Raw genomic sequence first — 19,388 nt, forward strand, 5'->3', positions numbered from 1 at the left:
TCAGAAGGAAAAGTTACTTAATACATCGGGCATGCCAGCCGCAACTGCTTGCGACTCGCTCTCAGCCAATTTGGCTGCATCCCAAATCTCGAAATGGCTTCCCATTCCCAACAACATTACTTCTCGCGATAAGCCAACTGCAATACGTAATTCCGGCGCGATCAAAATTCGCCCGGCAGAATCGAGTTCAACATCGGAGGCATTACCAAGAAAAATACGTTGCCAGGCGCGTGCCGACATAGGCCAGGCCGCGATTTGTTCGCGATGGCTTTCCCATGTAGGACGTGGAAAGAGCAGAAGACAGCCGTGTGGGTGTTTGGTGACGGTCAGACGACCTTCACATTGAACGGTCAGCGCGTCACGATGCTTTGAAGGCACTGACATCCGCCCCTTTGCATCGAGATTTAATGCTGACGCACCCTGAAACACCGCTGACCTCCTGATTGAATACAATAAATAGCGCAATGGTCTTAATAAATGGTTTTATGATCAGCAAAAACGCCCCACAAAAACACACTTTTTCACACTGCCACCCACTTTAGAGTATGCCTTATAAGAGGTCAAGCCATTTACACCGTGCGAATTGCAAATTTTTGTGTAAAGTCAATGACTTAGCGTAACTTTGGCAACAAATTCTGGAAAGCGAAGAAAACTAAATACCTCAATAAATGAAGGACTTACCGCCGACTATAAAAGTTTCATGTGAGATAAACACATGTGTTTTACGGCGACTTTAAAGCCCTAAAAATGTGCGATTTTTAACCTCATCAATTCGGAATTTGACCACAGCGGATCACGAAATGTTAAAAATCCTTCGATTGTGCCCCCCAATGCGCCCGCCTCGAATTCAAGCATCCGTGTATTAAAAGGAAGGAGAACGATGATTTTTTGATGCAAGAAAAAAGGTAGAGAAGACGGGGAGGATAAAAAAATATGAGAGGTAAGACGCATTAAATGATGCGACTAACATTTAAAGAAGTAAAAAACACACGATTTATATAGAGGTGCTGATGCCTCGACGACATTTACCCGATCAAACGACCGCCCTTTACGCGCAATCCTTTTTTTGCCAGCGAAGGAGCAAGCGCCGCCAGTGCTGCCAACGCATCGCCCGAATGCGCGTGACAAATTGCAACGGCCAGCGCGTCGGCGGCGTCGGAGCCGGGTAATCCGGGTAAAGATAATAAACGTTGGACCATATCCTGAACTTGCTGCTTTTGCGCTTTACCGTGTCCCGCGACTGCCTGCTTAATTTGCAGCGCAGTATATTCGGCTACGCCTAAATCACCACTTACCAATGCGCAGATAGCCGCACCGCGGGCCTGCCCAAGTAATAGCGTGGATTGGGGATTGACGTTGACAAAAACGATCTCGATTGCCGCACAGTCTGGCGAGTAAGTCCGCACCACCTCAGACACGCTGGCCAGTATAACCTTGAGACGCTCCGGCAAACTCGCATCCGGCGTCTTGATCGTGCCAGACGCGACGTAGGCAAGCTTGTGGCCTTGCTTATCAATTACGCCGAAGCCTGTCGTTCGCAAACCGGGATCGATACCGAGAATTCTCATATTTACCCGAGCACCTTAGTGCCAATTATCTTTATGCAAATACACAAGTCAGTCGTTTTTGACGGCCGCTACGGTGTGCCATAAAAGGTGCCCGCGTGCTCACGCACCCGCGCACCCGTCCCAGCCTTGAAGACCCAAAGGTGGGGACGGCCGCCTGGCCAGGCTTCGCTTCCCGGCGTTGATTAAGGCAGTTTATTGACCGACTCAATGACGGAAATGACGGATGCCGGTTAATAACATCACGACGCCGTGTTCATCAGCCGCGTCAACCACTTCCTGATCGCGCATTGAACCGCCCGGTTGAATCACGCAGGTCGCTCCGGCGTTAACCACCACGTCCAGTCCGTCACGGAATGGGAAGAAGGCATCCGACGCAACGGCAGAACCCACCATCGACAGACCGGCGTTTTGAGCCTTGATTGAAGCGATCCGCGCAGAGTCGACTCGACTCATCTGACCGGCACCGACGCCTAACGTCATGCCGTTTCCGCAAAAAACAATCGCATTCGACTTAACGAACTTAGCGACGCGCCAGGCAAACATCAGATCTTGCAGCTGTTGCGGAGTTGGTTGTTTTTTGCTGACTACTTTGAGTTCTGCCAGTGTGACGTTTTTGGTATCCGGAGCTTGCACCAGTAACCCGCCACCGACGCGCTTGACATCGTGGGTGTTGCGCTCGTTACCTAATGCAATTTCTAACACCCGTACGTTTTGTTTGGCGGCGAAAATTTGCTTGGCCTGGTCCGTAAAGGATGGCGCGATGACCACTTCGACAAACTGCCTCGCGACCGCCTCAGCCGCATTGCCATCAACTTCATGATTGAACGCAATAATGCCGCCAAATGCGGAAGTCGGATCAGTTTGCAACGCCTTGCTGTACGCTTCTAACGCAGATGCGCCAACTGCCACGCCGCATGGATTTGCGTGTTTTACGATGACGCAGGCAGTGTCGTCAAAACTTTTCACGCATTCCCAGGCTGCATCAGCATCGGCAATGTTATTAAAAGACAGTTCTTTACCTTGCAATTGGCGGTAATTTGCCAATGCGCCTTCAATCGGATGGATGTCACGGTAGAACGCTGCAGATTGATGCGGATTCTCGCCATAACGCATTTCCTGCACTTTTTCAAAATGCAGATTGAGCGTGTTTGGATAGGCGCTGCGAGTTTCATGTTGCTTATCATCACCGAGTGAAGTGAAATAATTGGTGATGGCACCATCGTACTGTGCAGTATGCGCGAACACCTTTTTGGCTAAAGCAAATTTGGTTTCATAAGTTGCCTCGCCCTGATTCGCCTTTAACTCCGCCAATACCTGAGCGTAGTCGGTTGGATCGCACAGCACGATCACATCCTTGTGGTTTTTGGCAGACGAACGCAACATGGCGGGACCGCCGATGTCGATATTTTCAATCGCATCTTCTAGTGAACATTGGTCTTTTGCAATGGTTTGCTGGAAAGGATAGAGATTGACCACCACCATGTCGATAAGCGGAATCTGATGTTCAGCCAATGCTTTGACATGCTCGGGAAAATCACGGCGCGCCAAAATCCCGCCATGTACTTTAGGATGTAATGTCTTTACCCGTCCATCCAGCATTTCCGGGAAACCGGTGTGGTCTGCAACCTCGGTCACCTTGATGCCGTTTTCAGCAAGAAGCTTGGCGGTGCCACCGGTGGACAGAATATTCACACCCAACGCGGCCAGCTCGCGGGAAAATTCGAGAATGCCAGTCTTGTCGGAGACTGATATGAGGGCTTGTTTAATCATGATGGGAACTCAGGAAATAATGCATTACTAATAATAAACAAACAAAGCGGTGTGATTGGGAGGGAAGAACCAACGTTTTCTTCCCGAGGTTCCACCGAAAGAGGCCCGAAAGAGGCCGAAAGCATCTTTCAATATTTCTGGTTTTCAGTGCTGCCCGAGGTAGTCGTTCGTGACACACCTTTTTGTTTTGTTCGTTTCGAGGTAAAAAATTACAATAAGCCGTGCTGCTGAAGTTTCTTCCGCAATGTATTGCGATTAATTCCCAACATTTCAGCCGCGTGCGACTGATTTCCTTCGGCGCGCGCTATGACAGCTTCCAGCACCGGTTTTTCGACCGTGGAAATTACCATGTCATAAACATTCGTCGGCGGCTGCTCGCCCAAGTCCTTAAAATACTTCTCGAGGCTTTTCTTGACAACGTCCTGAATACTTTCTTTGCTCATTTTCGCTTTACGGTTTTACTTGCTAGAGGTTTTTCTTTGATTAAAGCACACAGCTGACACGATCCGATCTTGACTTCAATCTTCGTTTTAGTTTGCTTTAAACCATATTTTTGTCGTTTTTTCGGTCTTATTTGGGCCGCATTTTTTTCAACGCTGATGTGTTCGCATCGGTTTTTACTCGAGGGGTTGCGCTGACGCCAACGTTTTACTCAAGCAGCCATCTGCGCTACACCACCGTATTGTAACCGCTCGCCATGCGCAAACTGCATTTCGAAAAAGCTATTTACCGCGGCAAGCTGTTGATCGCAATCTTCTAACAGGTTCATGCGTTGACGGAAATCCTCCCCGCCGACCAGATCCCGGACGTACCATCCGATGTGTTTGCGTGCGGTCCGCACCCCCAAATATGTGCCATAAAAGCTGTAATGCGCGCGTAAATGCTCGGCCATCAAATGCTGGACCTCGCTCACCATCGGGGCTTCCAAATACGTTCCGGTGCGCAAATAATGTGCGATTTCACGAAATATCCAAGGGCGCCCCTGTGCAGCGCGGCCGACCATAATTGCGTCGGCGTTGGTAAATTCCAACACCTGGCGGGCCTTCTCGGGCGTGGTAATGTCACCATTGGCGACTACCGGGATAGATACTGCCGCTTTTACCGCGGCTATCGTCGCGTACTCAGCCTCGCCCCGATAAGCATCCGCCCGAGTGCGGCCATGGAGTGTCAACATGGCGATTCCGCTCTCTTCTGCCAGACGAGCGATAGTCAGAGCATTCTTATTTAAGCGATCCCAACCAGTGCGAAACTTTAGTGTCACCGGGACCTCGACTGCTGCCACGACTGCCTCCAGAATTCGTGCCACCAACTTTTCGTCCTGCAGCAAAGCAGAACCGCACCAGCTGTTACACACTTTTTTCACCGGGCAACCCATGTTGATGTCTATCACCTGGGCCCCATGGTCAACGTTGTATTTGGCGCATTCAGCCATCATGACGGGATCGGCGCCAGCGATCTGCACAGCTCGGGGTGCCATCTCGCCATCATGATTGATACGACGCGAGGTTTTTTCAGTCTTCCACAGGCGTGGATTGGATGCTGCCATTTCGGACACGGCATAACCCGCACCGAGTTCCTTACAAAGTTGCCGGAAAGGACGATCCGTCACACCCGCCATCGGTGCTACAAAGACATTATTACGCAGTAAGTAAGGGCCAATATTCACGGCAATGTGGGGCGCACCAGAAGAGCGTTAAACGGAGAAAGCGCTTATTTTATCGCGAATGCGAAAAACTACGCTGAATTGCGATGGACACCTTCGATGAAACGACTTGTTTTGATGCTTTTGACGAGTTTGCCCGTCTATGATTGTCCATGATTGTCCCTAACAATACCCATCATCCCGACGGCCCCGAGTCGGACGACACATTGAGCGTAGCTGCAGCAGTTCGCCATCGCATCACGTCCTTATACGCCGGACTGTCATACGCCACGGTCGGTGCCACAGAATGACGCATATTTTGACCGGCATGCTGCAACAACTCATCTAATCCGACACCATCGGTGCCGTAAGTCGCAGTGCCTACCGAAAATGCCATACGGATCGACCAATTGTCTGCGACCACCGGCGTATCCTTAAAGTGGGCGACAAACGACACTAACAAGTGCTCGGCCATCGCGGCATCTGCACCGGGCAATACGTATAAAAATTCTGTGCTGCTCCAACGTCCACCCTGGTCTTTTTCCCGCATCTGTATCAGTGTGGCCTTGGCAAATGAGGCCAGCATGTTGTCGGCGGCCACCCATCCGTACAAGGCACTGACCTTATTAAAATCATGCAGGCAGCAATATATGATCGATAAAGCTGGCCCTCCAGAGGTCTTTGAACTAAGTGCCGCATTACGCTCAAACGCGCGCGCGATCCGCTGCCGGTTGAGTAAGCCGGTCAAACGGTCCAGGCGGGCGTGCTGGGTCAGCAAGAAAGTCAGATGGGACTGCTTCCAGATCACCTCACAAATATGCGCAAGAGACTGAAATGCGGGCACGCCGACATCACTAAAATAGTTAGCGTCGTCGGCATAGAATACAATCATGCCACGCATATGGGACTTTTCTGCACGCAATGGTATCGCCAGTGCATGGCTCACTGAGCATTGACCGTGACTGTTTTTCCAAGGCGCGAACAGCGCGTGAAACTCGTCCTCCTGCGTTCCGTGCCAGTCAGCGATCTGGGTGTAGGGGGCGATAAAGTCGAAACTGTCCTTAGGCAGGGTCCATGTAGCAGATTCAGTTATGGCAGGCCCCATAACCGCAACTGGAACAATCATCGCCGCGGCGTCGTCCGGACAGAATCCCACCCAGGCCAAACGCAATCTTTTGGTCGCCGATAAAATGACTTCGCATACCCGATGCAAGCTTTTACGATCTCCGCTTCCTTGCGACGACTCGCGCAACAAACGATGGAGCGCTTCGTTCAAGCTGGTGCGCTCCTCATCAAACACGGAAACGCTAGAAGGCGGAAGAGGAGACGGAGGCAGGAACTCGTTGTCGTCAGGCGCGCCCAATTCGTCGAGCCGTTGGGGGGGATTTGGCGAAGAGATATCGAGCCCCGCTACTGTGCGTTGAGCACGGGACGAAAACAAGCTGAATTTCATGCGAGCCTCGAATACTTTATGTTTGTTCCATGCAACAAGATTAGCACAAACAATTGGCCTGATCGCCTAAGTAATCAATGTTTTTCAACTAACTGTATGCGTTTGCCGGCACACGAGCGACGCGAAGAGGATCTTGCCTGATGAACGGCGATACCGGTCGTTCGATTTATCGATCTGTCTCATCCAAAGTGGTGGCGTTCAAATGCTCCAAATGACGTACGTCGCCCCAATCGACCAGCTTCATCTGCACACCATTCCATATGAGCCGATTGATACTGGCGTTCAGAATGTCAAATCTGCGCTTTTCTCCCATTGCCATGCTCTCGGCATGACGATAAATGCAATCGAGGAGGCCGCCGTGGCTGACTATCGCGATCCGCCTATGTTTAGTATTGGTAAGTATTCGTCGCATCGCACCAATGGCGCGAGCCGAAAATTCATTCAGTGTCTCGGCCACATTCACGCCAGGCGGATAACGGACATCCGGTTCACGGCTATCCAGGGCGGCGAATGCTTGCGGATAGCGTTCGGCCACCTCACTCCTTCGTAATCCTTCCATTACACCGTAACAGCGCTCACGCAAATCGGCATGCACGTCCAGACGAAGACCATGTGCTGCGGCCAGCGGTTGAGCAGTATCGCGAGCGCGCTGTAAGTCGCTCGAAAAAACGGCATCCAGCTTGATTTTGGCCAGACAAAGGCTCAGCGCCTGCGCTTGTCGTTGACCTTCTGCATTCAGCGGAATATCGAGATAACCTTGCAGTCGATTTTCTTTGTTCCAATCCGTTTCACCGTGTCGAATCAACAAAACTTCTGTGGTCTGCATGAGCGCCTATTAAGAACAGAAACACGAGAATCGTGCTTCTCGATGGGTTCCAGGTCACTTGAACCTGGTTGAAAATCAAAGATTTCGACCCGACAATCACGCAACGACAGCGCCGGGGAATCGGACTATCTCAGGCAAGCTTCGCTACCGGCGGCTTGATTTGCAGCCAAAATGTCACCGGGCCGTCATTCGTCAACGTTACCTTCATATCCGCGCCAAATAATCCAGTTGCGATGCGCGCGTGTCTGTGCGCCGCCTGCGCTACGAAATAACTGAACAGACGTCGCCCATCTTCAGGCGTGGCGGCCGGTGTGAACGATGGTCGGGTACCTGAGTTGGTATCCGCGGCCAACGTAAACTGAGGTACCAATAACAAACCGCCGGCGACGTCGGAAACGCTCAGATTCATCTTGCCAGCAGCATCGGAAAATACCCGATAAGCCAGCAACTTGGTCAATAACGCATCGGCCTGTTTTTCGGTATCGCCCCGCTCTGCACAGACCAATACCATTAAGCCCGCATCAATCGCGCCAACGGTCACCGCATCAACGACAACGCTGGCGTGACTCACGCGTTGGATGAGTCCAATCAATTGGCGCCACCTTGCATTAAAAATTAAACGTCACGACATGAACCCAAGAAGAGAATCCAAGACGACTTAACTCAGGATTACCCGCGCAAATTTGCGTTTACCCACCTGCACTACCAGCGTGCCCGCATCAACTTTTAACGCCTTGTCACTGATCACCGCTCCATCAACGCGGACGCCGCCCTGTTCAACCATGCGCAGCGCCTCTGAACTGGATGGACACAAATTAGCCTGCTTAATTAGCTGACCGATGCCCATTGGCGCACCGCTGATATGCACTTCCGGGATATCGTCGGGAATTCCACCCTTGGCGCGATTCACGAAATCGGCAAGCGCTTCCTCCGCCGCTCGCTGACTATGGAAACGGGCGACGATTTCCTGCGCGAGTGCGACCTTGATATCGCGTGGATTCCCGCCATCCGCGACTTGTGACTTATATCCAGCAATCTCAGCCAGCGATTTAAAGGATAGCAACTCATAATAACGCCACATCATGACGTCCGAAATACTCATGATTTTCGCAAACATCGTATTACCCGGTTCGGTAATACCGATGTAATTACCCTTTGATTTCGACATTTTTTCAACGCCGTCCAGGCCTTCCAGCAATGGCATGGTAAGGATGCATTGTGGCTCTTGTCCGTAGTCTTTTTGTAGCTCTCGCCCAACCAACAGGTTGAATTTTTGGTCAGTTCCGCCAAGCTCCAAGTCAGATTCCAGGGCGACCGAATCGTAACCCTGCATCAGCGGATATAACAACTCGTGGACCGAAATCGGCGTACCCGCCTTGTAGCGCTTGGTAAAATCTTCGCGCTCCAAAATCCGGGCGACCGTATATTTAGCGGATAACTGAATCATGCCGCGCGCGCCCAACTTATCCGACCACTCCGAGTTATAACGAATTTCGGTACGATCTCCGTCCAGCACCAGACTGGCTTGCGCGAAATAGCTCTTGGCGTTTTCTTCAATCTGCTCGCGTGTCAAAGGCGGTCGCGTAATGTTACGGCCCGAGGGATCGCCGATCATCGACGTAAAATCGCCAATGAGAAAAATGACGTTATGGCCCAAATCCTGCAACTGACGCATCTTGTTAAGGACGACGGTATGACCGAGATGAAGGTCAGGAGCGGTAGGGTCGAGTCCCAGTTTGATCCGAAGAGGCTTGCCCGTTAGTTCCGAGCGCTGCAGCTTGCGCGCAAAATCCGCCTCAATCAGCAATTCCTCAGTACCGCGTTTGGTGATGGCCAACGCTTCCTGAACTTTGTCGGAAAGGACCAGCGATTTGTTTTCAGCGGCTGCATTAACTGGTAATACAGGCGAGGTATTCGGGGAAGTTAAAGACATAGTTTATTTCTAGGAGTCAGTCGAACTGACGGGATCGAAGCGAAAAAATGCGCTGGGCGAAGACAGATTTTACCGGATTCGCAGTATCAATAGCCGGCTATTGATCATGTTGTGTCTGAAATAGAGCGCAATTAGCGTGGAAAGCATGATTGAAGCCCGCACTGGACCTGAGAAATTCCGCGAATCCTTACGGCACATAAAAGTTAATTATTTAGCATTTATGCTATCATCAAATTGTGATCTGCTACAATGCTCGATTCCTTAAACCCTGCCATAGTGTCTGTCAACAGAAGAACATTAACGAGAATCGGTACAAACGGCAAATTTTAACGTAAGCAATATGTCCTTTAAAGATAAATTGATGAACATTCGTCCCAGCCTCACGCTAGTGACTGGTTCATCGCGTAAAACCCGTATTGTTTCGGCTTCCGCCTTATTTCTCGTTGTCTGCGCCTTTGGCGCAGCAGGTGTAGCACCCATCACCCCGGACAGTTCAGACATTCACGTCAGAGCCATTGCAGAAGAACTGATGTTACCGAGTCTGCATCAGCAGATTAGCACGCTCGAATCTCAGGATCACCTCTACGTGGCGGAAGATAAAATGCGCGCTGGCGACACCTTGGCCGCGTTGATGACTCGATTAGGAATTAGCGATTCCGCTGCTACAAACTTCATTAAATCCGACACTACCGCCCGCAACATGTTACGCCTTAAGCCGGGCAGCATGGTGCAAGCTCAAACCGATGCTGAAGGCGATTTGCAGTGGATGCGCGCAACCCGAACCGACGGGGACGCACCAAAAAATCTGGTTGTGACGCGTAATGGCGACAAATTTAGCGCCGCAGAAGAAACGTCAACGCTGGAAAAGCGCATCGAAATGCATTCGGGCGTCATCCGTTCGTCACTATTTGCGGCGACCGATGATGCCGAAATTCCTGATACCGTATCGGCACAAATTATCGATATGTTCGGCACCAACATCAATTTTTCGTCAGACCTGAAACGCGGCGATCGCTTTAACGTTGCCTATGAGACATTTTGGCAGAATGGTCAGTTCGTGCGTGCTGGCCGCATCCTCGCGGGCGAATTCGTCAACGCAGGGAAAACATTTCAGGCGGTCTGGTTTGACGACCCGAAAAGTACCCAGGGCGGCGGCTACTACGGCTTTGATGGCTCCTCCCTGAAACAGGCTTTCTTGAAATCGCCGTTGGCCTTTACGCGTATTTCCTCCGGATTTTCCATGCGCACACATCCAATTTTGGGTGGTTGGAAAATGCATAGCGGTGTCGATTTCGCGGCACCTACCGGAACCCCTATCCATGCAGCAAGTGACGGCGTGGTTGACTTTGTCGGAGTACAAAATGGCTATGGCAACGTAGTAATTTTAAAACACGCCGGGAACATCTCGACTGTGTACGCACACATGAGCCGCTTTGCGACGGGTTTTCGCCGCGGCAGCAAGATTAGTCAGGGCGACGTCGTTGGCTTTGTCGGCATGACAGGTTGGGCGACCGGGCCGCATCTCCATTATGAATATCGTGTGGCGAATAAGCCGCTCGATCCGATGACCGTGGTGGCACCAACCATGCAAGCCCTCGCCGGTCCCAAGCTACAACGTTTTCGTGCTGTAGCAACCGAAATGTCCCATCGCTTCGATCTGCTCCAACCCGATACAACGAAGACTGCGCTGAATAAAGTTGCCCCTGCAGCAGCGAAGTCCTGACCATCAAAATAATACTTTTCACCTTTTACCGCTTCAAAAAAACCGTTGGTAGATTATTCTGAACTCTCCGGATGGACGGGTGTGAGTGGGCCATCGCGCCTATAGTCCTCTCGCCTCTTGGGTGCAGGAAATCCAGTAAAAGAAAGCCAGTGTGCATGTTTTACTCCCGATAAAACCGAGCGATCAGCTGACAAATTCAGGACAAGTCCTTGTAAAATCAGGTGATCCAACAACGAGTTTCTTATGACTACGCAAAACGCGAATACCACTTTATACATTGGGCTCATGTCTGGCACGAGCCTCGATGGGATAGACGGTGTCATGGCATCATTCCCCAGCGATGTCGCGAATCAACATCCGGCAACAACGCTGGCATCCGCTTATGTGCCTTTTTCTGCTGCCTTGCGCAGGGAGTTGATGACGCTTCAACAAAGTGGCGATAATGAAATTGAGCGAGAATCACTGGTCGCCAACACCCTCGCAACCCATTGCGCTGCCTGCGTTGAGCGCCTGCTCGTCGACGCCGGTCTGCGTGCTAGCGAAGTTCGCGCCATCGGGGTACACGGTCAAACCATCCGCCATCGGCCGGAGCTGGGTTTTACTCGCCAGACGAATAACCCTGCACTGTTGGCAGAGCTTACCGGGATTGATGTCATTGCCGATTTTCGCAGCCGCGATATTGCCGCTGGCGGTCAAGGTGCCCCTTTGGTACCGGCCTTCCATCAGGCAGTGTTTGCCGACCCTGCTGAAACGCGTGTGGTCGTGAACATTGGTGGCGTGGCTAACATTAGCATCCTGCGGCAACACATAAAGGGCCAAGGCAATGCTCTGGATATTGGCTTTGATACCGGCCCCGGTAACGTATTGATGGATCTTTGGGTGAAGCTGAATCTGGGCAAGGATTACGATGAAAACGGCGCATGGGCGGCCAGCGGTACTGCACTGGCGCCGCTGTTGAAGGCTTGTCTTAATGAACCCTACTTTGCGCTGCCACCGCCTAAAAGTACCGGACGGGACCTATTTCATGAAGCCTGGTTAGCAACCAAACTGGGACTGTTTCCGCAGTTTGCACCGGCAGACGTACAGGCCACTCTGGCGGCCCTCACGGCTGCAACCATTGCCGACGCTATTGCGCTCCACGCGCCAGACGCTAAAATGGTTGTCGTTTGCGGAGGCGGCGCCTACAACCCCTACCTTATGCAGATGTTAGGCCGCGCGCTTGGAAAACACGGGGTGCTGGCTCAGGTCGAATCGACTGAAGCCCTCGGTATCGCACCGAACCATGTTGAGGCATTGGCGTTCGCCTGGTTAGCTCAGCGTTTTGATCTTCGTTTGCCAGGGAATCTTCCGGGCGTGACAGGTGCTGCCGGCCCTCGTATTTTAGGCGCACTTTACCCTGCAGGATGATGGCCAGATTCACAGCGCGATAGACGTAAATTAAAAAAGACACTAAGGTCGATAACCTAAGTGTCTTTTGAATTTCTGCTCAGCAAAATATAGCTGCATTAGCCTGAGGAAAACGTAAAAAAACTCACAGCAATTCGCGGCCACCGTTGGCCGCACAATTCTGCTGAGCTAATTTGCCCTTACGTAGCGGTAAGTAGCGATAAGTAGCGATAAGTAGCGATAAGTAGCGATAAGTATTAGGCCGAGAAAGAGGATCCGCAACCGCAAGTGGTGGTCGCATTTGGATTTTTGATCACAAATTGCGCACCTTCCAAATCATCCTTGTAGTCGATTTCAGCCCCGACTAAATATTGATAACTCATTGAGTCGATCAATAACTGGACACCGTTTTTGGTCATGGTAGTGTCATCTTCGTTAACGATTTCATCAAATGTGAAACCGTACTGGAAGCCTGAACAACCGCCACCCTGCACAAAAACGCGCAATTTTAAATCTGGATTACCCTCTTCCTCGATCAGTTGCGCCACTTTCGAGGCTGCACTATCAGAAAAAAGAATTGGGGATACAACATCTTGGATTTCAGCGACAGCATTCATTTCAAGCTCCTGCGGGAACATACAATACTTCATTATAGGCTTTTAGCGACAATCATGCATGACGACGCATTAGCTTGCCACACCAGTGACGTATTTACGCCAATTTAACAGTTTCCTACCGCTAAAGCTTCTACGCAGTCTCAGTGCCGCCTGGCAATTCTGGTCCTGAAATGGCCTGGGAAATCTGCGGAACCGCTCGCGCTTCCAGCAAATTGAAGGTTGGCACCTCCGCCACCTGGTCATGTGTCAACTTTCCACTTACCAGTGCCCCGCTATGCATTTCCAGCGCCTTGTACTTCACGTCTCCGTTAATACGGGCTTTTGGTTGTAGTTCAAGCAAATCCGAGGAGTACACATTACCAACGATTTCACCATTGACGACAAGATGCGCTACACGTATTTCGCCTTCTACCTTGGCCTTTTCAGAAATCACCAACATTGACGGCAATCCATCTTCAGCCAGAATGTTTCCTTTAATGTGCCCGTCAATGCGTAGTCCACCTTTGAAATGTACATCGCCATGAATACTGGTAGTCGAACCAATCAAACTGTCGATAGTACTTTTTACTTTGCGGTTAAACATGTCATTCCTCTAATGCCAACGTGGTGAAACTTACTTTCGTTTACTTATTGGGGCGTCTTGAACATTATTGCCACCCACCTACAGAACGGATAATAGACAGCATGCCTGCCCTATAGCTCCACGGTTTGCTGCGCCAAAACCGTACCTTTTTCACGGACTCTTGCTTGCAATGTTTTCACGACCGCCCCATCCGGAAGTATTACCACGCCATCTATCCGCTGGTAGTATTTAAAATCCAGCTGAAACCCAGCTTTATCGACTACATTTGCATTTTTTTCAGGGTAAGTTAAGACCACGCTCTTTCCGCGCACCGCCGCAGTCACGACAATTTGAACGTCGCCGATAAAGTCTCGTCCAATTTTTCCGCCTCGCATGATCAACGAGCGGTAACGTAGTTGGGTCGGCGCGATTAACTGGAGGCTCAGGCGCTGAATGGCGATACCGTCTTTGCCGGTAGCAGTTGGAAGTAATCCTTCGAAAAAGGCCAGATCCTCTTTTAACCGCGCGTTATCAACTTCCAGGCTGGCAATCTGTTTACTCAACTGGACTTGCGTTGCCTGGGCAATATTTGACTCACTTTCAGCCGCGTTGACCACGCTTGAAAATCGATCACGTTCTACAGTCAGTCTGGCGATCTCTTGCTTCAACGTCGCCAGATCGGGCGAGGCGAGGCTTGCAGTGGATCGGCCGTTTGTGCCGGAAAAATTTTTCCCGAAATGATACGCCCAAAAACTCAGGCCAACCCCCATTCCAACCACCGCGACTAAACACACCACCTTCGACTGCCATGAAAAATGGCTTTTAACGCTCATTTTAGATGCTGAAATCGAGGTTCGTCGTCGCCGCCGAAATATCCCCGTCATCGCACCACGATGACGAACTTCCCGCGCAACCGGTCAACTGCCATCATGGCATGACAGGAACATGCATTAAACCCATCGTTTCTTCCAGACCGAACATCAGGTTCATGCACTGAACAGCCTGGCCGGACGAGCCCTTCACCAGATTATCCTGGACGACCAACACCACTACCGTGTCGCCATCATTAGGACGATGCAATGCAATACGTAACATATTCGAACCGCGAGTTGAACGCGTTTCGGGATGTGCACCGAACGGCATTACATCGACGAAAGGTTCATTTTTGTAGGCATCTTCAAACAACGCCTGCAGGGCAAGGTTGTCCATCTTTTGATTCAGGCGCGCATACAAGGTTGCATGCATGCCGCGAATCATTGGCACCAGATGCGGCGTAAACAGCATGCCGACCTTATCTGCGGTCAGCTTGGACAATTGCTCCAGCGTCTCAGGCAAGTGTCGATGGCCCGAAACACCGTATGCTTTGAAGTTATCGCTTGCCTCGGAAAACAACATTGGAATTTCCGCCTTACGACCCGCTCCAGACACACCGGACTTACAGTCGGCGATCAAATTAGAGGCATCGATCACTCCAGCTTTGAGTAAAGGGGCAAGACCTAACTGCATGGTGGTGGGGTAACAGCCGGGATTACCGACAATGCGGGCGCCTTTAATTGCTGCGCGATTTAGCTCAGGCAAACCGTAAACCGCTTCTTTCAGCAAATCGGGACAGCTATGCGACAGCTTGTACCACTTCTCAAACACCGCTGTGTCCTGCAAACGAAAATCCGCCGCCAGATCGATCACCTTAACGCCGGCCGCCAATAACGCTGGTGCCTGCGCCATGGCAACGCCATGCGGGGTCGCAAAGAATACGACATCGCATTCTTCCAAATGCGCGTTTTCTGGGCTGGAAAAGGCCAACGAAATGCGTCCGCGCAATGACGGATACATATCGGCTATCGGCGTTCCATCCTCTTTGCGCGAGGTAACGGCCATAAGTTGCACCTGTGGATGGGTTGCCAACAAACGCAGCAACTCGACGCCGGTATATCCCGTGCCGCCAACAATTCCAACCTTAATCATTTTTGTCTTTCCATATAAGCTTAAATGGCATTGTAAAATACCAATTTGATAACAGAATCGTTAAAATTTCAACATTCAATTTTAAATAACCCGCACTGATTACGCATAAACGGGCGCCTTTCAAGGGTGCGTTTTAACTACGGCGGAGTACAGCTTGCGTTCGTTGGGTCTCTAGGTGTCGATTATTTTAACAGCCTCGGCCACTCTATTTCCCAGCAACAAGGCTCCGCGTTTATGCTAAAGACAAAATACTACACTGCGTTTGCTTAATATGCCTTTTTTCCGCCAATAATCGCCATCAACTTAAGCCAAAGTCGCATAAAGCAAAAAAAAAACCGCCGGGCGCAAGCCAGGCGGTTTTTCATGATTCCAGAAGTAAATATTAACGCTTCGAGAACTGTTTTGCCCGACGTGCTTTGCGCAGACCGACTTTTTTACGCTCAACTTCACGTGCATCACGTGTGACGAAACCAGCTTTTGACAGTTCCGGCTTCAAAGTTGCATCGTAATCGATCAATGCACGAGTGATACCGTGGCGCACCGCGCCAGCCTGGCCAGACTCGCCTCCACCGCTGACATTGACTTTGATGTCGAAAGTTTCGACATTGTTAGTCAGGACCAGTGGTTGACGAATAACCATCAGACCGGTTTCGCGCGAAAAATACTCATTCGCTGGCTTGCCGTTGACGATGATTTGACCTGAGCCGGACTTGATGAAGACGCGCGCAACTGCACTCTTGCGACGGCCGGTTCCGTAATTATAGTTACCGATCATGTCGATTCCTTAGAGTTCAAGTACTAATGGTTGCTGCGCAGAGTGCGGATGGGAGCCATCTGCGTACACTTTCAGCTTCTTGATCATGGCGTAGCCAAGCGGGCCCTTAGGCAACATGCCCTTGACCGCTTTTTCTAGCGCACGACCTGGAAAACGCTGTTGCATTTTCTGGAAATTGGTTTCGTAGATACCACCTGGATAACCGGAGTGACGGAAATATGTCTTGTCGGTTGCTTTTGCGCCAGTAACACGCAATTTGCCAGCGTTGATAACGACGATGAAATCGCCAGTGTCGACGTGCGGAGTAAATTCAGGTTTGTGTTTGCCGCGCAATCGGAGTGCCACTTCGCTGGCAACACGTCCGAGGACTTTGTCCGTCGCGTCAACCACGTACCAATTACGCTGGACTTCATGTCCTTTAGCGGAAAAAGTTTTCATGTTGACTTCCTAACTAGTTTAATTCGCTCAAATGGTGGTTCCGGCACCGTTAACAACACCACACTGCGGTGTCATTATGTTGCTTTTAGCGCCAGACTCTGCCTTGTAATCTTTTCCTGAGCAAACGGAAAAGCCGTAAATTATAACGTTTTCAAGGACTTGGCGTCAAATTCAATTATGTATCCGGCGTATTTCCTGTAACGGCCGATCAAACTGTTGTAATTTGGGGGGACGCGTGCCTGCTCTATCTTTAAATAGGGGCAAAAAAAAACCCGAACAGCTTTTCGGGTTTGAATCCACGCTACGAGGAGTGTGGAGGAGACAAGGTTGATTGCGCGCATCAGATGCACCAATCGTTAAACCCATACTAGCAGACGAAATTGTGCAGCGCAAGAACAAAACCAAAAATTAATTATTCCCGTTATTTGGCCCCCTCTATCTATGAAAGCTATGCTGCGTTTATATTTGCATTGATATTTCAACTATCTATATACGTTTATCTTGCATAAAAATGATGCATTGCAGCATTTTTATGCAGCTCAATAATGTCTGGCGTCTGCAGCAGACTTTCAACAAGAGCAGTTAAACTCTTACTATTATTTAACCTCTGCGAGAATATATGGAATGCACAGTACGCTGGACCGGTTTGTCCGGTATGACTTTTTTGGCTGAGACTGGCTCCGGTCACGCAGTCACGATGGATGGTGCGCCGGATGGAGGCGGCCGCAATCTTGCACCGCGCCCAATGGAATTAGTCCTCGCAGGAACCGGCGGCTGCACCGCCTACGACGTTGTGTTGATTCTGCGAAAAAGCGGACAGGATATTCGCGGTTGCGAAGTTAAGATGACATCTGAACGTGCCGAAAAAGACCCTAAAGTGTTCACCAGGATTAATTTTCATTTCACCGTGCGTGGCCGTAACCTAAAGCCTAACGTGGTAGAACGCGCCATTAAGTTATCGCATGAAAAATATTGCTCAGCTTCGATCATGTTAGAAAAGACCGCCGAAATGACGCATTCCTATGACATCGTAGACGATCTCGCAGAGCTTCCGCCGACCAGTTAAATCGCTACAGTAAGCGATTCGTCCAAAACCCCGCGCAGAGTTGTTCTCCACGCGAAGCGCGCGTTCGAAGGCGTGCGCGAAGTCCTGCTCGATACCGATTTGACACTAATCTGACCAAGGCAGGATCGGCAGCCAAAAATACCTAAATGTAATAAGCAATACTCGTCATGACTTTCGACATCGCCTGCATCGCCTTGCGAGCTGGAAACGGCAGCACCGTGCCTCCCAACGCTTTAGCGGCGGCGCCATGCAAGACTTCATCCTCTCGCATCTTGTCGACAATCGCCCGCGATTTTGCGTCCTGCTCTGGTAGCTCGGTCAGATGGCTGGTCAAATGCGCCTCCACCTGGCGCTCCGTTTCAACAACAAATCCAAGACTGCGGGTATCGCCCAATCGGGCTGCCACCGTTCCCAACGCATACGCACCGACATACCAAAGTGGGTTGAGTAAACTAATGTGTGACCCTAACTCACGTAAACGTTCTGCGGTCCATGCCAGATGGTCTTCCTCTTCGCGCCCCGCGTCAATAAACTGTTGCTTCACAGACGGGTCATGCGCAAATCGCGCCTGCGCGTCATACAGCGCCTGGGCACAGACCTCGCCGACATGATTGATGCGCATCAGACCGGCGCTATGGCGCTGCTGATCAGCGTCCAGCACAGCCTCCACTATCCGGGATGCCGGATTCGGGCGCGATGCCGATGCTATGCCGCCCATCACGCGCAAAGCACGATCAAAATCAACAATAATTTTGTCTAAGAATGGCATGGTTGTCGAACACTCAATGGTTGTAATACACCGATTTTATCAGGGGAGGACAAGTTTCCTACAGCGCCGGTTTGCGTTTTGGCCGAAATACTGTGACATCACCATAAAATGCCTGATCCTGACCACCACACCAATTTGGCACGCCGAGGACAGGTACTGGGGTCAATTGCCCAATCGTCATTCCATGCACCATTAAATGGGCGGCGGTATATTGATCAACCCAATCATTCCGAGCTTCGGAACCTAACGTAAAAAATTCATCCGGTGCTTCCAATATCAGCGTGTGCGCCGTAATTGCCTTATAGGGGAAAACCAATTTCTCCACTAACGCGTGACCGAATAACATTACTTGCGCATCCACATCAAATACGGAACGTTGCGCGATAAAGGCCTCGGACCATTGATGCTCCCGGAGTGCTGAAATCAATGCCTGACAGGCGGAGCCTGCGCGCACCACCAATAGCGCCGCATTTTCATCAAAGATGGTTGCCGCGTCACGCGCTGCCCCGCGCGGTTTGCCGCTCCCGGACAAGGTCCCGGCTTTAGATAATTCGGCGGCTTGCAACGCATTCAGCCGCGCCTTTATCAACGGAAAGGAGAGCCATATCAGCGCGTTAAAAAAATCGTGCAGATTTTCCCGCGTAGGCACATTCCCGGTATCGCTGATGAATGCTTCATAGGCGACGCCGGCAGGTAAAGCCGCTTGCGGTACAAAGGTAATCGGCGAGCCGTTGAGATTACGTACATCGCGGGCAGCGGCGATATTGTTGATTGCAAGACGCCAGTTATGCGTGCCGATCAGCGTAGCGCTGGCCCGCAAAGGCGCGAGCCAAGGCTGTCGCCAGTCGATGACATCGAGAAAGTGCGGTGCTGAAAAGGTTGGCGTGGTGGACAT

General features: G+C 50.9%; 20 protein-coding genes. 3 read left to right on the forward strand and 17 right to left on the reverse strand.

Translation table 11 applies throughout. The annotated features are described in order from the left end of the window. The 9 genes from mraZ to tyrS all read right to left on the reverse strand — a co-directional run bounded on the left by mraZ (position 1) and on the right by tyrS (position 9,192). The gene (mraZ, locus tag JQN73_RS06625) at positions 1-429 is read right to left on the reverse strand and encodes a division/cell wall cluster transcriptional repressor MraZ (protein ID WP_205322316.1); all 429 of its coding nucleotides are present in this window, start codon (positions 427-429) and stop codon (positions 1-3) included. A 596-nt stretch (positions 430-1,025) separates the two neighbouring features. Next, positions 1,026-1,568, reverse strand: coding sequence for a crossover junction endodeoxyribonuclease RuvC (gene ruvC / locus JQN73_RS06630; RefSeq protein WP_205322317.1), 543 nt, complete (start codon positions 1,566-1,568; stop codon positions 1,026-1,028). A 204-nt stretch (positions 1,569-1,772) separates the two neighbouring features. Further along, positions 1,773-3,338, reverse strand: coding sequence for a bifunctional phosphoribosylaminoimidazolecarboxamide formyltransferase/IMP cyclohydrolase (gene purH / locus JQN73_RS06635; RefSeq protein ID WP_205322318.1), 1,566 nt, complete (start codon positions 3,336-3,338; stop codon positions 1,773-1,775). A 209-nt stretch (positions 3,339-3,547) separates the two neighbouring features. Next, entirely contained in the window at positions 3,548-3,781 is a 234-nt protein-coding gene (locus JQN73_RS06640; RefSeq protein ID WP_205322319.1) for a Fis family transcriptional regulator, read from the reverse strand. A gap of 209 nt (positions 3,782-3,990) precedes the next feature. Then, positions 3,991-5,004: a tRNA dihydrouridine synthase DusB gene (dusB, locus tag JQN73_RS06645; protein WP_205322320.1), complete on the reverse strand. Its 1,014-nt coding sequence runs from the start codon at positions 5,002-5,004 to the stop codon at positions 3,991-3,993. A gap of 172 nt (positions 5,005-5,176) precedes the next feature. Next, the gene (locus JQN73_RS06650; protein ID WP_205322321.1) at positions 5,177-6,433 is read right to left on the reverse strand and encodes a diguanylate cyclase domain-containing protein; all 1,257 of its coding nucleotides are present in this window, start codon (positions 6,431-6,433) and stop codon (positions 5,177-5,179) included. Between the two features lie 166 nt (positions 6,434-6,599). Beyond that, entirely contained in the window at positions 6,600-7,259 is a 660-nt protein-coding gene (locus JQN73_RS06655; RefSeq protein WP_205322322.1) for a histidine phosphatase family protein, read from the reverse strand. A 130-nt stretch (positions 7,260-7,389) separates the two neighbouring features. Then, the gene (gene dtd / locus JQN73_RS06660; protein ID WP_205322323.1) at positions 7,390-7,851 is read right to left on the reverse strand and encodes a D-aminoacyl-tRNA deacylase; all 462 of its coding nucleotides are present in this window, start codon (positions 7,849-7,851) and stop codon (positions 7,390-7,392) included. A gap of 66 nt (positions 7,852-7,917) precedes the next feature. Continuing rightward, positions 7,918-9,192: a tyrosine--tRNA ligase gene (gene tyrS, locus JQN73_RS06665; RefSeq protein WP_205322324.1), complete on the reverse strand. Its 1,275-nt coding sequence runs from the start codon at positions 9,190-9,192 to the stop codon at positions 7,918-7,920. Positions 9,193-9,553: 361 nt separating this feature from the next. On the opposite strand from tyrS, the gene JQN73_RS06670 reads away from it, so the two are divergent. Then, entirely contained in the window at positions 9,554-10,915 is a 1,362-nt protein-coding gene (locus JQN73_RS06670) for a M23 family metallopeptidase (RefSeq protein WP_240162457.1), read from the forward strand. A gap of 243 nt (positions 10,916-11,158) precedes the next feature. Next, the gene (locus JQN73_RS06675; protein ID WP_205322326.1) at positions 11,159-12,322 is read left to right on the forward strand and encodes an anhydro-N-acetylmuramic acid kinase; all 1,164 of its coding nucleotides are present in this window, start codon (positions 11,159-11,161) and stop codon (positions 12,320-12,322) included. 236 nt (positions 12,323-12,558) lie between these two features. Here the strand turns inward: JQN73_RS06675 and erpA are convergent, their stop codons facing one another. The 6 genes from erpA to rplM all read right to left on the reverse strand — a co-directional run bounded on the left by erpA (position 12,559) and on the right by rplM (position 16,658). Then, positions 12,559-12,918 carry an iron-sulfur cluster insertion protein ErpA gene (erpA, locus tag JQN73_RS06680; RefSeq protein ID WP_108442886.1) on the reverse strand — a complete coding sequence of 120 codons (360 nt, stop codon included), beginning with the start codon at positions 12,916-12,918 and terminating at the stop codon, positions 12,559-12,561. A gap of 130 nt (positions 12,919-13,048) precedes the next feature. Further along, positions 13,049-13,501 carry a polymer-forming cytoskeletal protein gene (locus tag JQN73_RS06685; protein WP_205322327.1) on the reverse strand — a complete coding sequence of 151 codons (453 nt, stop codon included), beginning with the start codon at positions 13,499-13,501 and terminating at the stop codon, positions 13,049-13,051. A 110-nt stretch (positions 13,502-13,611) separates the two neighbouring features. Continuing rightward, positions 13,612-14,313 (reverse strand): DUF6776 family protein, encoded by a 702-nt coding sequence (locus JQN73_RS06690; RefSeq protein WP_240162458.1) that lies wholly within the window; start codon positions 14,311-14,313, stop codon positions 13,612-13,614. Positions 14,314-14,407: 94 nt separating this feature from the next. Next, positions 14,408-15,445, reverse strand: coding sequence for an N-acetyl-gamma-glutamyl-phosphate reductase (gene argC / locus JQN73_RS06695; protein WP_205322329.1), 1,038 nt, complete (start codon positions 15,443-15,445; stop codon positions 14,408-14,410). A 382-nt stretch (positions 15,446-15,827) separates the two neighbouring features. After that, on the reverse strand, positions 15,828-16,220 hold the full coding sequence (rpsI, locus tag JQN73_RS06700) for a 30S ribosomal protein S9 (protein ID WP_108442889.1): 393 nt from the start codon (positions 16,218-16,220) through the stop codon (positions 15,828-15,830). Between the two features lie 9 nt (positions 16,221-16,229). Next, positions 16,230-16,658 carry a 50S ribosomal protein L13 gene (rplM, locus tag JQN73_RS06705; RefSeq protein ID WP_205322330.1) on the reverse strand — a complete coding sequence of 143 codons (429 nt, stop codon included), beginning with the start codon at positions 16,656-16,658 and terminating at the stop codon, positions 16,230-16,232. A 619-nt stretch (positions 16,659-17,277) separates the two neighbouring features. On the opposite strand from rplM, the gene JQN73_RS06710 reads away from it, so the two are divergent. Beyond that, positions 17,278-17,724, forward strand: coding sequence for an OsmC family protein (locus JQN73_RS06710; protein WP_205322331.1), 447 nt, complete (start codon positions 17,278-17,280; stop codon positions 17,722-17,724). A 142-nt stretch (positions 17,725-17,866) separates the two neighbouring features. Here the strand turns inward: JQN73_RS06710 and coq7 are convergent, their stop codons facing one another. Next, the gene (gene coq7, locus JQN73_RS06715; RefSeq protein WP_205322332.1) at positions 17,867-18,493 is read right to left on the reverse strand and encodes a 2-polyprenyl-3-methyl-6-methoxy-1,4-benzoquinone monooxygenase; all 627 of its coding nucleotides are present in this window, start codon (positions 18,491-18,493) and stop codon (positions 17,867-17,869) included. A gap of 58 nt (positions 18,494-18,551) precedes the next feature. Next, a complete protein-coding gene (locus tag JQN73_RS06720; protein WP_205322333.1) occupies positions 18,552-19,388 on the reverse strand; it encodes a DUF3025 domain-containing protein in 837 nt (278 codons plus the stop codon).

The organism is Glaciimonas sp. PAMC28666 (genome assembly GCF_016917355.1).
Taxonomy (GTDB): Bacteria; Pseudomonadota; Gammaproteobacteria; order Burkholderiales; family Burkholderiaceae_D; genus Glaciimonas.

Coding starts and splice junctions, on each gene's coding strand:
- ruvC (WP_205322317.1), bottom strand. CDS start 1,568: ATGAGAATTCTCGGTATCGATCCCGGTTTGCGAACGACAGGCTTCGGC.
- purH (WP_205322318.1), bottom strand. CDS start 3,338: ATGATTAAACAAGCCCTCATATCAGTCTCCGACAAGACTGGCATTCTC.
- JQN73_RS06640 (WP_205322319.1), bottom strand. CDS start 3,781: ATGAGCAAAGAAAGTATTCAGGACGTTGTCAAGAAAAGCCTCGAGAAG.
- JQN73_RS06650 (WP_205322321.1), bottom strand. CDS start 6,433: ATGAAATTCAGCTTGTTTTCGTCCCGTGCTCAACGCACAGTAGCGGGG.
- JQN73_RS06655 (WP_205322322.1), bottom strand. CDS start 7,259: ATGCAGACCACAGAAGTTTTGTTGATTCGACACGGTGAAACGGATTGG.
- tyrS (WP_205322324.1), bottom strand. CDS start 9,192: ATGTCTTTAACTTCCCCGAATACCTCGCCTGTATTACCAGTTAATGCA.
- JQN73_RS06670 (WP_240162457.1), top strand. CDS start 9,554: ATGAACATTCGTCCCAGCCTCACGCTAGTGACTGGTTCATCGCGTAAA.
- JQN73_RS06675 (WP_205322326.1), top strand. CDS start 11,159: ATGACTACGCAAAACGCGAATACCACTTTATACATTGGGCTCATGTCT.
- erpA (WP_108442886.1), bottom strand. CDS start 12,918: ATGAATGCTGTCGCTGAAATCCAAGATGTTGTATCCCCAATTCTTTTT.
- JQN73_RS06685 (WP_205322327.1), bottom strand. CDS start 13,501: ATGTTTAACCGCAAAGTAAAAAGTACTATCGACAGTTTGATTGGTTCG.
- JQN73_RS06690 (WP_240162458.1), bottom strand. CDS start 14,313: ATGAGCGTTAAAAGCCATTTTTCATGGCAGTCGAAGGTGGTGTGTTTA.
- argC (WP_205322329.1), bottom strand. CDS start 15,445: ATGATTAAGGTTGGAATTGTTGGCGGCACGGGATATACCGGCGTCGAG.
- rpsI (WP_108442889.1), bottom strand. CDS start 16,220: ATGATCGGTAACTATAATTACGGAACCGGCCGTCGCAAGAGTGCAGTT.
- rplM (WP_205322330.1), bottom strand. CDS start 16,658: ATGAAAACTTTTTCCGCTAAAGGACATGAAGTCCAGCGTAATTGGTAC.
- JQN73_RS06710 (WP_205322331.1), top strand. CDS start 17,278: ATGGAATGCACAGTACGCTGGACCGGTTTGTCCGGTATGACTTTTTTG.
- coq7 (WP_205322332.1), bottom strand. CDS start 18,493: ATGCCATTCTTAGACAAAATTATTGTTGATTTTGATCGTGCTTTGCGC.
- JQN73_RS06720 (WP_205322333.1), bottom strand. CDS start 19,388: ATGTCCACCACGCCAACCTTTTCAGCACCGCACTTTCTCGATGTCATC.